The sequence below is a fragment of the Geothrix limicola genome, assembly GCF_030268085.1.
In the GTDB taxonomy this organism is placed as follows: Bacteria; Acidobacteriota; Holophagae; order Holophagales; family Holophagaceae; genus Geothrix; species Geothrix limicola.
The window spans coordinates 379,956-392,651 of record NZ_BSDE01000001.1; the positions used below are offsets into that span (position 1 = coordinate 379,956).

General features: G+C 67.1%; 11 protein-coding genes. 7 read left to right on the plus strand and 4 right to left on the minus strand.

The features are described 5' to 3' along the window. Positions 1-46: 46 nt before the first annotated feature. Positions 47-2,893, plus strand: coding sequence for a protein translocase subunit SecD (gene secD / locus QSJ34_RS01530; protein ID WP_285569371.1), 2,847 nt, complete (start codon positions 47-49; stop codon positions 2,891-2,893). Between the two features lie 171 nt (positions 2,894-3,064). Here secD and QSJ34_RS01535 read toward each other — a convergent pair whose 3' ends face one another. Further along, entirely contained in the window at positions 3,065-3,955 is an 891-nt protein-coding gene (locus QSJ34_RS01535; protein ID WP_285569374.1) for a polysaccharide deacetylase family protein, read from the minus strand. 270 nt (positions 3,956-4,225) lie between these two features. On the opposite strand from QSJ34_RS01535, the gene QSJ34_RS01540 reads away from it, so the two are divergent. Genes QSJ34_RS01540 through QSJ34_RS01565 form a run of 6 tightly spaced genes read left to right on the plus strand, consistent with a single transcriptional unit; the run spans position 4,226 to position 9,917 of the window. Then, positions 4,226-4,702 carry a 4Fe-4S dicluster domain-containing protein gene (locus QSJ34_RS01540; RefSeq protein ID WP_285569377.1) on the plus strand — a complete coding sequence of 159 codons (477 nt, stop codon included), beginning with the start codon at positions 4,226-4,228 and terminating at the stop codon, positions 4,700-4,702. Positions 4,703-4,714: 12 nt separating this feature from the next. Then, positions 4,715-6,565 (plus strand): aldehyde ferredoxin oxidoreductase family protein, encoded by a 1,851-nt coding sequence (locus QSJ34_RS01545; protein WP_285569380.1) that lies wholly within the window; start codon positions 4,715-4,717, stop codon positions 6,563-6,565. A 15-nt stretch (positions 6,566-6,580) separates the two neighbouring features. Beyond that, positions 6,581-7,849 carry an NAD(P)/FAD-dependent oxidoreductase gene (locus QSJ34_RS01550; protein WP_285569383.1) on the plus strand — a complete coding sequence of 423 codons (1,269 nt, stop codon included), beginning with the start codon at positions 6,581-6,583 and terminating at the stop codon, positions 7,847-7,849. Then, the gene (locus QSJ34_RS01555; RefSeq protein ID WP_285569385.1) at positions 7,846-8,100 is read left to right on the plus strand and encodes a MoaD/ThiS family protein; all 255 of its coding nucleotides are present in this window, start codon (positions 7,846-7,848) and stop codon (positions 8,098-8,100) included. Before QSJ34_RS01550 ends, QSJ34_RS01555 begins: the two co-directional genes overlap by 4 nt. Beyond that, complete coding sequence (locus QSJ34_RS01560; RefSeq protein ID WP_285569386.1) at positions 8,101-8,385, plus strand: hypothetical protein; 285 nt, start codon at positions 8,101-8,103, stop codon at positions 8,383-8,385. Positions 8,386-8,441: 56 nt separating this feature from the next. After that, complete coding sequence (locus QSJ34_RS01565) at positions 8,442-9,917, plus strand: MFS transporter (RefSeq protein WP_285569387.1); 1,476 nt, start codon at positions 8,442-8,444, stop codon at positions 9,915-9,917. Between the two features lie 5 nt (positions 9,918-9,922). Here the strand turns inward: QSJ34_RS01565 and QSJ34_RS01570 are convergent, their stop codons facing one another. From QSJ34_RS01570 to QSJ34_RS01580, 3 genes are read right to left on the minus strand one after another with little or no spacing between them, the layout of a single operon-like run. After that, positions 9,923-10,621, minus strand: coding sequence for a flagellar brake protein (locus QSJ34_RS01570; RefSeq protein ID WP_285569388.1), 699 nt, complete (start codon positions 10,619-10,621; stop codon positions 9,923-9,925). Positions 10,622-10,635: 14 nt separating this feature from the next. Beyond that, positions 10,636-11,376, minus strand: a complete 741-nt coding sequence (locus QSJ34_RS01575; protein ID WP_285569389.1) for a metallophosphoesterase family protein — start codon at positions 11,374-11,376, stop codon at positions 10,636-10,638. A 20-nt stretch (positions 11,377-11,396) separates the two neighbouring features. Then, the gene (locus QSJ34_RS01580) at positions 11,397-12,542 is read right to left on the minus strand and encodes a thiamine phosphate synthase (protein WP_285569392.1); all 1,146 of its coding nucleotides are present in this window, start codon (positions 12,540-12,542) and stop codon (positions 11,397-11,399) included. Positions 12,543-12,696 lie beyond the last annotated feature (154 nt).

Consider the following 12,696-nt stretch of genomic DNA (forward strand, 5'->3'; position numbering starts at 1 on the left):
CGCCCTTGTTCGTCCGATGCCAGCCCGCTTCCTTAAGGAGCGCCCCGTGACCAAACGGAGCCTCTGGCGCCTCGTCATCGTCCTGGCCGTGCTGTTCGGCTGTGGATACTTCTTCCTGCCCCTTTCCAAAGTGAAGCTCGGCCTCGATCTTCGGGGCGGCGTCCACTTCGAGCTGGAGGTCCAGGGCCAGGAGGCCCTCGCCGCCGATCTGCGCGATGGCAAGGACCGCCTGGCCTCCCGCCTCCGCGAGAAGGGCCTCCCCACCGCCACGGTGCGCGTGGATGGCGCTTCCCTGCGCGTGGAAGGCACCGGTCCCGACCAGAAGGCGACGGTGGAGAAGGTAGCCAAGGACTTCTTCCCCGGCTACGTCGTCGCGGTGGATGGGGACGGTTTCCGCCTCACCCAGAAGGAGACCTACCAGAAGCAGCTGAAGGACGACGCCAACAAGCGGGCCCTGGAAGTCATCGAGAAGCGCATCCGCGACATCGACCCCGCCAACGTGCTCGAGCCCGAGATCACCGCCAGCGGCACCGAAGGCAACCGCATCGTCGTCGAGATCCCCGGCATCGAGGAAGGTGACCGCGAGCGCATCAAGGCCCTGCTGTCCACGCCGGGCCGGCTCGAACAGCGCCTGCTCGCGAAGGCGCCCCAGATCTACTTCGCGTCGAAGGACGAGGCGCTCGCCGCCTACAAGGGACAGATCCCCCAGGAATTCGAACTGCTGCCCGAGATCGAAAGCGAGCGCCAGGCCCGCCGCGCGGGCCAGCCCGTGGTCAAGGCCAAGGCCGGCGAAGAGAAGATCAGCCGCTGGGTGCTGCTGGAAAGCCGCGTCGCGGTGGACGGCGCCGACATCATCGATTCGCACCGCGCCTCCAATTCGCAGACCGAAGCCAACGAAGTCAACTTCACCCTCAACAAGAAGGGCGATGACGACTTCGCGCGCCTGACCGGCACCGCGGCCGAAGAGAACCGCCTCATCGCCATCGTGCTGGACCGCAAGATCGTCACCGAACTCAGCGCCAAGGAAAAGATCATCGGCGGTGCCGTGCGCATCAGCGGCAGCTTCTCCGCGCAGGAGGCCGACGATCTCGCCAGCCAGCTGCGCAGCGGCGCTCTGCGCGCGCCCATGAAGTTCCTCGAAGAGGGCGTCGTGGGCCCCGGCCTCGGCCAGGATTCGATCCGCTCGGGCGTGACCTCGGCCCTGGTGGGCTTCATCACCATCATCGGCTTCATGGTCTTCTTCTACCGCTGGTCCGGCGCCAACGCCATCGTCGCGCTGACGGTGAACGTCATCGTGATGATGGGCCTGCTGGGCTCCTTCCGCGCCACCCTGACCCTGCCCGGCATCGCCGGCTTCGTGCTGACCCTGGGCATGGCCGTGGACGCCAACATCCTCATCTTCGAGCGCATCAAGGAAGAGTTGGCCCTGGGCAAGAGTGTGCCCGGCGCCATCGACGCGGGCTTCGACCGCGTGTTCTGGACCATCGTGGACAGCCACGTGACCCAGCTCTTCGCGGCGCTGCTGCTCTTCATCTTCGGCACGGGCCCCGTGAAGGGCTTCGCTGTGACCCTCACCGTGGGCGTCGTGGCCTCGCTGTTCACCAGCATCTACATCAGCCGCTTCATCTACGACTGGGTGCTGGAGCAGCATCCCGGCACCAAGACCCTGTCTGTGGGCATCCACACCTTCTTCAAGGGTGCCTCCTTCGACTTCATGAAGTACAAGGGACAGGCGCTGGCCATCAGCTGGGGCATCATCGTCCTCAGCCTGCTCTTCGTGCAGCCCTGGAACCTCACGCACAACAAGCGGATCCATCTGGGCATGCAGTTCGTGGGCGGCAATGACATGACGGTGCGCTTCCGCGGCGCCATGGAACCCGAGACCATCCGGGCGGCCCTGGCCAAGAACGGCTTCGCCGATGCCACCGTGGTGCCCTATGAAAACTCGGACAAGTCTGTCCGCGACTTCTCCGTGAAGGTGAAGGCGGCCAAGGACAGCGATCAGAAGGACAGCACCATCCAGGCCAACATCCTGCGCGGCATCTTCAAGCAGCTGGATCCCGAGGCCGCCGGCAGCCCGCTGCCCGCCCTCAACCTCGAAGGTTCGAAGACCCTGGCGGACGCCCTGACCAAGGCCAACCCGCTGCACGTCGCCAACGACGAGGCCGTCCTCACCGCGACCTACGGGCCCCTGGCCGACAAGGTCATCGCCACCCGCGATCGCCTGCCTTCGGGCCTTTACCACGCCTACAGCGAGCTGCCCCAGGATCTGCCCCAGGCCGTGAAGGACACGGTGCAGACGACCTACCGCCTCGGCGCCGTGGGCATCCGCAAGAACGAAAGCTTCTCGCCGAGCATTTCGGGCGAGTGGACCACCAAGACCCTCACCGCCGTCGGCCTCGCCATGCTGGCCATCCTGGCCTACGTGATCTTCCGGTTCACCGCGAGCTTCGCCGTGGGCGGCATCGTCGCTCTCGTCCACGATCTGCTCATGGCCCTGGGGCTCTTCGCGGCCTTCGGCTATGAGTTCAACGTCCCCGTGGTGGCGAGCTTCCTCACCTTGATGGGCTACTCCATGGCCGACACCATCGTGGTGTTCGATCGAATCCGCGAGAACAGCCACCGCCAGGATTACCGCCGCGTCAGCGTCACCAAGCTGGTGAACGATTCCATCAACCAGACCCTGGGCCGGACGATCCTCACCTCGCTGTCCGTGCTGTTCGTCTCGGTCTGCCTCTGGCTCTTCGGCGGTCCGGCCCTCCGAGACCTGGCTTTCCCGCTGGTCATCGGCGTCATCACCGGCACCTACTCGTCCATCTACATCGCCGCGCCCGTGGTGGTGTACTGGGACCAGTGGTTCGGCGGCAAGGACAAGTTGAAACAACACGCTTGATGTTCTCCGGGGGTTCCGCGCTGCGCGCCTCCATCTGACGCCACGCTGTGCGTGGCTCCCACTCGCCCGATGGCTCGTGGAGATGGAGCCTCCCCCCAGACCCCCGCGAAGAAGCCCGGCTGAGCCGGGCTTCTTCTTTTTTTCTGAACAAGCCATTCGGATGCTCGAAGGCTAGCCTTCCCAACTCACCCAGCCGGCTCGACCGGGGATCTCTCTGCGGGTGATCTCCTTGGCGGGGGGATTCGCGGCCAGCAGTTCGGGCAGCCAGTCGGCGTGGGTGCGGGCCTGGACGCCGCGGGCATTGAGGCCGGTAAGGAAGGCGTCGAAGGTTTCGAAGAGGGCGCCGCCTTCCACTTCGGTGTGGAGGGCGTAGACGTTGAGGGCGTCCTCGCGCACCAGATCCCACACTTCGCGGTTCACCTGATCGGGGGTGCGGCCGTCCAGGCCCAGCAGCTCGTCCAGGGTGGGCAGGGTGGTGGGGATCTGGAGGGTGCGCAGTGTCTGTCCCTTCACGATGGGGTAGAAGGGCGCGAAGCCGCGGCAGTCGCCGGCGTAGGTGAGGCCGTAGACGTCCTGCAGCTCCAGGGTGGTGTCGTTGCAGCGCCAGGCGGGGCTGACGGCGCCCAGGGGCTTTTCGCCGAAGACGGTGCTGAAGGCCTCATGGGCGTTCGCGTACCAATCCGACAGCCAGCGGCGGGATTTCCGGTCCAGCAGATCGTGGTACTGCACGTGGTCCCAGCCGTGGATGCCCACCTCGTGGCCCGCTTCTTTGGCGGCTCGCATCTCGGCGGCGGCGCGCTTCCAGATGATGGGGGCTGGCAGCAGCACGCCGTACATCATGGTCTTGAAGCCGTAGAGCTTGGGGGCATTGGTGCGCCGCATCTTGGCGAGGAAGCCCTTGCGGAAGATGCGCCGGATGGCCTTGCCGCTGTTGTCCGGCCCGAAGCTGAAGTAGAAGCTGGCGCGCATCTGGTGCTTGTCCAGCAGGCGCAGCAGGGTCGGAATGCCCTTGATCGAGCCTTCGAGGGTGTCGACGTCCACGCGGAGGGAGATGGCTTTCATGGGGTGTCCTTGAAGCTTCCATTGCACCCGCGAATAACCGCCGCCACAAGCGTTTCGGGCCGTGGAGCGGTCTGATGGAGGTGGCTAGGTGGCTCGAAATGCGACGGAGACTCTTGTGCTTAAGCTTCTAAAAACGCCTTGTTTCCTGCGTTTCCAGCGCCTGAAAAAAGCCGATGGAAAAGGGGCTGCGCACCCCGTTATCCGATCTATGATCATCGCCGCACACCACCCCACACCGTTGACAGGCTTCAGTTCAGAGGAGGTTCCGCCATGCAGAAGTCCCTCCACCTCGATCCCAACAAGTGCACGGGCTGCCTGCAGTGCGAGATGGCCTGCGCCTGGGAGAACTACCGCAGCTTCACGGTCGCCAAGTCGCGCATCAAGGTCTTCACGTTCCATCGTGAAGGCCGCTTCGTGCCCTACACCTGCACCCAGTGCGACGAAGCCTGGTGCATGACGGCCTGTCCCGTGGACGCGATCCGCCTCGATCCCGAGACGGGCGCGAAGATCGTGCTGGAACCCACCTGTGTCGGCTGCAAGGTCTGCACCATCGCCTGCCCCTTCGGGACCATCAACTATGTGGCCCAGACCGGCAAGGTGCAGAAGTGCGACCTCTGCGGCGGCGCGCCCGCCTGTGCGAAGGCCTGTCCCACGGGGGCCATCACCTACGTGGATTCGGATTGGACGGGATTCGGGAAGATGCGCCAGTGGGCCGGCAAGACCGACACCAACCCGGCGACGGTGTGAGGAGCGACTGCCATGGCATGGACCAAGAACGTCCTTCGCGTGAACCTTGAAACCGGCTCCTGCACCACGGAACCGCTGAATCTGGCCTGGGCCCAGGACTACCTGGGCCAGCGGGGCCTCGCCACCAAATACCTCGTGTCGGAGATCGACCCGAAGGTCGATCCCTTCTCCCCGAAGAACAAGCTCATCTTCGTGACGGGCCCGCTCACGGGAACCATGGCCGCCACCGGCGGGCGCTACTCCGTGGTCACCAAGGGCCCGCTCACGGGCGCCATCGCCTGTTCCAATTCCGGCGGCTACTTCGGCGCCGAGCTGAAGTTCGCCGGTTGGGACATGGTGATCTTCGAAGGTGCGTCGCCCAAGCCCGTTTATCTGCTCATCCAGGACGGGAAGGCCGAGCTGGTGGACGCCGCCCACCTGTGGGGCAAGACCGTCTGGGAGACGGAAGAGATGCTCAAGCGCTTCCATCAGGATCCCCAGATCCGTGTGGCGGCCATCGGTCGGGCCGGCGAGAACCGGGTGCTCTACGCCGGCATCGTCAACGACCTGCACCGGGCCGCGGGGCGATCCGGCGTGGGCGCGGTGATGGGCTCGAAGAACCTCAAGGCGGTGGCCGTGCGCGGCACCCGCACCGACGCCTATACCATGGCCGATCCCGAGGCCTTCATGCGCGCCACGGAAGCCGGAAAGCAGGTACTGGCGGCCAATGGCGTGACAGGGCAGGGGCTCCCGACCTACGGCACCCAGGTGCTCATGAACGTCATCAACGAACTGGGCGCGCTGCCGACGCGCAACCACCGCGACATCCAGTTCGAGGGAGCCCAGGCCATTTCCGGCGAGGCCATGCACACGAAGCGGCCCACTGACGGCAAGGCCAACCTGGTCACCAACGGCGCCTGCTTCGGCTGCACCATCGCCTGTGGCCGCATCTCCCGCATGGATCCAAGCCACTTCAGCATCCAGGACAAGCCGCAGTACCAGGGGGCTTCCGGTGGGGTCGAGTACGAGGCCGCCTGGGCCCTGGGCGCCGCCAACGGCGTCTCGGATCTGGAGACCCTCACCTACGCCAACTTCCTTTGCAACGAGGATGGCTTCGATCCCATCTCCTTCGGCGCCACGGTGGGCGCGGCGATGGAGCTCTACGAACTGGGCCTGCTGACCAAGGAGCAGGTGGGTTTCGAGCTGCCCTTCGGCTCCACCGAGGCCATGGTCAAGCTGGCGGAACTGACGGCCCGGGGCGAAGGGTTCGGGAAGGAGATCGGCCTGGGTTCGAAGCGGCTCTGCGCGAAGTACGGGCGGCCCGAGTTGTCCATGACCGTCAAGGGCCAGGAGTTCCCGGCCTACGACGGGCGCGGCCTGCAGGGCATGGGTCTCGCCTACGCCACCAGCAACCGCGGCGCCTGCCACCTCCGCGGCTACATGGTGTCTCCAGAGGTGCTCGGCATCCCCGTGAAGATGGAGCCCCAGGCCACCGAGGGGAAGCCCGCCATGCTGAAGGCCTTCCAAGACCTTACGGCCGTGGTGGATTCCAGCGGCCTCTGCCTCTTCACCACCTTCGCCTGGGGGCTTTCGGACATCCAGCCGCAGATCCAGGCCGCCTGCGAAGGCGACTGGTCCGAGGAGCGCCTGCTCCTGGTCGGGGAGCGCATCTGGAACCTGGAGCGCGAATTCAACCTCGCCGCCGGCCTCACGGGCAAGGACGACACCCTGCCGCCCCGCCTCCTGAAGGAGCCCGCGAAGACGGGGCCCCAGAAGGGCGCGGTCTCGAAGCTGCCCCAGATGCTGCCGGAGTACTACCGGGTCCGGGGTTGGACGCCTGAGGGCGTTCCTACCGCCGAGACGCGAACGCGTCTCGGCGTGTGAACGGCGCTGATCCCCATGCGACACCTCATCATCGGAAGCGGGCCCGCCGGCGTCGTGGCTGCGGAAACCCTGCGCAAGGCCGACCCCGCCGCAGAGATCACGCTGCTCTGCGGCGAGGCCGGCCCCCCCTATGCCCGCATGGCCATCCCCTACCTGCTGAAGGGTGAGATCGACGAAGAGGGCACTCACATCCGGAAGGACGCGGACCACTACGCGCGCCTGCGCATCCAGCTGGTGCAGGCCCGCGCGGTAGGCCTCGACACGGCCCTCGACACGGCCCTCGACGCGGCCCAGGGCCAGGTCCGCCTGGAGGATGGTCGGCGCCTGCCCTACGACCGTCTGCTCATCGCCACGGGATCCCGCCCCAGCCATGAGCAGATCCCGGGCATGGACCTGCCGGGGGTGCACAGCTGCTGGACCCTCGAGGATGCCCGCACCATCCTGGCCCAGGCCCGGCCGGGCACCCGCATCGTGCAGATGGGTGCGGGCTTCGTGGGCTGCATCATCATGGAGGGCCTGCTGTCGCGCGGGGTCGAGCTCACCATCCTCGTCCGCAGCGGCTACATGGTGCGGCGGATGATGAATCCCACGGCCAGCGGGCTGATCCGCCGCTGGTGCGAGGGCAAGGGCGTGCGTATCCTCACGCACACCCAGCCCCTGGGGATCTCGGCGGCGGAGGGCGCCCTTCGGGTCGCCCTGCCGGAGGGACGGTCCTTGCCCGCGGACCTCTACCTCAGCGTCGTCGGCGTCGATCCGAACCTCGGCTTCCTGGAGGGCAGCGGCATCGAGATCGGTCACGGGATCCTCGTGGATGCCACGATGCAGAGCAGCGTGCCGGGCATCTACGCCGCTGGCGACGTGGCTGAGGCCGCGGACTGCCTGACCGGGCAGCGGCGGATCAACGCCATCCAGCCCAACGCCGTGGAGCAGGGCCGCATCGCGGCGCTGAACATGGCCGGGCTGCCCGCCCGGTTCAAGGGCGGTTTCGTGTTCAACGTGCTCACCACCCTCGGCCTGATGTCCTCGTCCTTCGGCGAGTGGCAGGGCGTGGCGGGCGGGGAATCCACGGAGGTGCTGGATGAGGCACGCTTCCGCTACCTGAATCTCCAGTTCGAAGGAGAGCGCCTGATCGGGGCCAACTGCGTGGGCTTTTCCGATCACATCGGCGCCCTGCGGGGTCTCATCGAGGGGCGGGTGCGGCTGGGCGTGTGGAAGCAGCGCCTGATGGAGGATCCCGCCCAGATCATGCAGGCCTACCTCGCGGCCGGGCCCCGCGTGGCATGAGGATCACGCTCAAGCTGTTCGCCAGCCTGGCGACTCACTTGCCCGTCGAGGCGCGCGTCCAGCACCGCGTGGAGTTGGAACTGGAGCCTGGCACCACCGTGCAGGAGGTCATCCGCCGCCAGGGCATTCCCGAGGCCCAATGCGCCATGGTGCTGGTGGATGGGGTGTGGGTGGGACCGACCGAGCGTTCCGGCCGGGTGCTGGTCGAGGGGGAGGCCCTGGCCATCTGGCCCCCGGTGGCGGGCGGATAGATGGCGCATCTGGAGATCCTGGAGATGAGCCTCAGCCGCGCGGAGTTCCTGCGCCTGCTGCCCGGGGCCGTGGGATCCGTGCCGATCGAGGAGGCCGGGACCTTCGGCGCATCCGATGGAAGACGATGCTGGACGCTGCGCCTCTGTCCCCTCGCCGATCAGCACGTGGGCAGCGTGAACTTGCCGCGCCACCGCGTGGAACTTCGTCTGGAGGGTTATTCCGACGAAGAGGCCGCGGCCTTCATGGTCCGTTTCCATCGGGGCTTCCTCCGTGGGGGCGGATAGGCCCCGACGGTTTCTCTAGGGGCATGGATGACCGCTTCGTCCTGTATAATCGGCGGATGTCGACGTCACGCTCCTCCGGAATGCTGCGCTCCTTCCCGCCCGTCTTCTGGCTGGCGAACGTCATGGAGCTCTTCGAGCGGGCCGCCTACTACGGCCTCAATTCGGTGCTCGCCGTCTACCTCACCAACAAGATCTCCGAGGGCGGCCTGGGCTTCACTGAGCAGTCGGTGGGCTTCCTGCAGAGCCTGATCTACGCCTTCACCTACGTCATCCCCATCGCCGGCGGCGCCCTGGCGGACCGCTACGGCTACCGGCGGATGCTGCTCTTCGCCTTCTCCATCATGACGGCGGGCTACTTCATCGCCGGCAGCGTCACGGTCTACGGGGCGGTCTTCGCGTCCCTGCTGCTGATGGCGACGGGCGCCGGCCTCTTCAAGCCCATCATCTCGGGCACCCTGGCGCGCACCACCACTGAAGAGAATTCCGGATTCGGCTTCGGCATCTACTACTGGATGATCAACATCGGCGCCTTCCTCGCGCCCCTCGCCGTCAGCGTGCTGAAGGGCTTCTCCTGGCGCTACGTCTTCATCGCCTCGGCCACCTACTGCGCGGCGATGATGCTGCCGGCGATCTTCCTCTTCAAGGATCCGCCGCGGCCCGAGAACACGAAGCGCTTCCGCGAAGTCGTGCACGGCGCGGCCATGGTGCTGGGCGACGCGCGCTTCATGCTGATGATCGTCGTCTACTCGGGCTTCTGGATCCTCTACTTCCAGACCTTCGGATCCGTCCTCTGGTACCTGCGCGACTTCGTGGACACGGCCCCGGTGAACGCCTTCTTCGCCTCCTTCGGCGTGCCCCTGAAGTTCGACGCCGAGCACGTCACGGTGATCAGCGGTGGCACCATCATCCTGCTGCAGGTGCTCGTGAGCCGGATCGTGAAGAACCTGCGCCCCCTGCCGACCATGGTGGCGGGCATCGTCATCGGCACGCTGGGCTTCCTCTGTCTCGCCGCGTCCACGCACATCTGGGTGTTCATCCTGGGCCTCTCGGTCTTCGCCATCGGCGAGATGACCGCCCACCCGAAGTACTACAGCTATGTGGGCCTGGTGGCGCCCGCGGACAAGAAGGCCGTCTACATGGGCTACGCCTTCCTCTACGGCGTGATCGGCAGCCTCATCGGTTCGAGCCTCGGCGGCACGCTCTACGGCGCCATGCTCAAGCCCGTGGTGGGGCAGCCCGGCGCGGCCGCGGTGGCGCGGACCTTCTGGCTGATCTTCGTGGCCCTCAACATCGCCGCGGCCGTGGGCCTGATCGTCTACGACCGCATCTTCGCCCAGGACACGCCGGCGACGAACGAGAAGGCGCGGAAGGTCATGCTCGGGATCTACGCCCTGCTGCTCGTGGCGGGCCTGCTCTTCCTGCGTTCTTCCATCTGGGGCGGCGCCGAGGTCTCGTACAAGACCATGGTGCAGGCGGTGATCATGCTGATCCTGGGGGCGGGTGGAACGCTGGTCAGCCTGCGGAAGGCCTGACCCGGTCAATTCTTCCGGAAACTCTGAGAGCGATCGGTGCGCCGCGCCTGGATGAAGCGGTGCACGGATTCCATATCCGTATCCTCCTGGGGCTGGAGCACGACGCCCAGGCGCGTGGGATAGTCCTGCCCTTCGAGGTAGGTCAGGTGGCGCACCTCGCCGGGGCAGTGCAGGATGGCGCCATCGGGCAGTTCGGCGTCGATGTCGACGGTGGCGTGCAGGTCCACGATCAGGGGCTTGTCGAAGGCGAGCCCCACGCCGGTTTCCGTGAGGTTCACCAGGAGGGCGTCCAGCTGCTGGCCTTCGAGGCCCACCCGCACTTTCAGCGGCGACTGGTCGGGCGCGGCCACGCGCACGTCCCGGCGGCGGTGAAGGCGCGCGGGTTCCTGCGGCCAGGCGAGGCGGAGCAGGGTGGCTCCGGTCTCGTCGGTGGCCGGCGAGAGCAGGGTCGATTCCAGGGTGAGGACCTCTTCGCCCAGCAGGAGGGTCAAGGTCACGGGCGTGCCGCCGGGGGGCACCGAATCCCGCACGTGGAGGCCCGCCAGTTCCAGCACCGCGCCCATGCGGAAGGCCAGGATGTGCAGGTCGCCCAGCAGGCGCGAATTGGGGCCCTGCAGCCGGAGGCTCGCCACGGCCTTCGTGAGCCGGGCCTGGATGAGGAACTGCTCCAGGACGGAAGCGGATAGTTGCGATGCGTGACCCATGGAGAAACTGCCTTTCAAATGCCCTGGCTCAGTCGATCCGCCAGATTGTGGTGCAGGCCCGCGGCCAGGATGGCCTTGGCCGCGCCCTTGATGTCGTATTCAAGCCGGTGCAGACGGATGCACCGGCGCTTGGGATCGAAGGTCATGAAGGATACGCGCGGATCCCGGTCCCGGGGCTGGCCCACGGAGCCCGGGTTCACGAGGTATCGGCAGTGGGGCTGGAGCTGGAACCATTCGCCCGGCTCGAGGCAGATCCAGTTCAGCTGGCCCGCGGATTCATCCAGTTCGAAGCAGCCCGGCAGATGGGTGTGTCCGAAGAAGCAGAGCTGGCCCTCGAAGGCGTCGAAGGCCTGGCTGATCTCACGCATGTGGAGCAGGTAGGCATCCTCGTCCATGGGCGACCCGTGGGAGATCTGATAGTCCTCGCCCACCCAGAGGGGCCCCACCGGAAGCTCGGCGAGGAAGCGCCAGTTGTCCTGGCGCAGCCGCTCCCGGGTCCAGTCCGCCGCCTGCCGGGCAGGCAGGCTGAAGGTGCCGTCAGGCTCCAGCCCGGCGCAGACCTTGTCGTGGTTGCCGCGCACCATGAAGCGGGGCCGCAGCTCGCGCACCTTGTCCAGCATCTGGTTGGGGTTGGCGCCGTAGCCCACGAGATCGCCCAGCAGCACGAAGCGGTGGATGGCACGGCGGCGCGCGAACCTCAGCACGGCCCTGAGGGCGTGCAAATTCGAATGCAGATCGGAAAGGATGAGGTCCAATGGGAGTCCGGGGAGTGGCCCTAGTCTAGCAAGGCCGACACCAGCTCCGCGGAACTGTGACCGAAGGCGAGCAGCATCGGCGCCTGCGACCAGGCCGCCATCCGGGAGGCGGTACGGGCCATGAAGGCCTCACGGCTCTGGGCCAGGGGGCGGTTGGGATCGCGGCCCGCGCGTTCCCAGGCGCGGGCCGGCGCTTCGGCGAGCCAGAGGGGTACGAAGCCCGCGGCCCGCACGGCCGCCCGATTGCCGGGCGATTCCCAGGCTCCGCCGCCCAGGGCCACCACGGCGGGGCGACCCAGGAGCGTGGGCAGGTGGGACGCTTCCAGCGCCCGGAAGGCCGCCTCGCCCGAAGCCGCGAAGATCTCCGCCACGGGGCGCCCCTCGCCGTCCTCGATGACGGCGTCCAGATCGTGGAAGGGTAGGGAGAGGGCGAAGGCGAGCTGCCGGCCGAAGGTGGATTTCCCCGCGCCGCTGCCGCCGATGATGGCGAGGCCCTGACCGCGGGCGAACGGAGGGCGCACGCGCCAGCGCCGGCGCTGGATTTCCCAGCCCAGGGCGGCGGGATCGGCGGCGCGGTGGATCTCCCCCACCATGGCCAGGGATTCGGCGCCCGCCTCGAAGCAGGCTTCCGCATCGGCGAGACCGAGGCCCCCGATGGCGATGGGCGCGATGTCCCGGGCCCGCAGGGCCGTGCAGCCCGCGCGAAGCCCCTCCAGCCCGATGGGCGCGGCGTGATCGGCCTTCGTGGCGGTGCCGCGGAAGGGGCCGACACCCGCGTGATCGCAGGCCGTATCCAGGGCTTCGAACTCGCCGGCCTCGTGGGTGGAGGCGCCGATGTGGACCTGTGCGAGGCCCGGCAGACGGCGCGCCTCGATGGCGGGCAGGTCCTCCTGGCCCAGGTGCAGGCCCCAGGGTGCGAGCCCTTCCCGGGCCGCGAGCATGGCGAGGTCGGCGCGGTCATTGACGCAGATGAAGGGCCAGCCGCCGTTGGCGGCGGCTTCCATCAAGGCCTGGCGCAGCTCCGCCCACTGCGTCTGTGTGTCGAGGGGCTTGCCCCGGAACTGGACCAGCGGAAAACCGGCCTCGCCCAGTCGCCGGATCTGCGCCGACAGCGGTTCTGCGAGCGTGGCATCAGTGATGGGATAGAGGGGCGGCAGGTGGAGCATGACCCTAGTCTGCCAGCCTGGCGGAGGTATCCACGATCGCGGAAAGGCCAGAAACGCCCCGAGCCGTTCAAATGGAAGGGGATGGTCCATCAATCTGATGACTCTTCCACCTTCAAAAGCTTGAATGCCCTTTGAAGTGTTTCACGTCACGCGC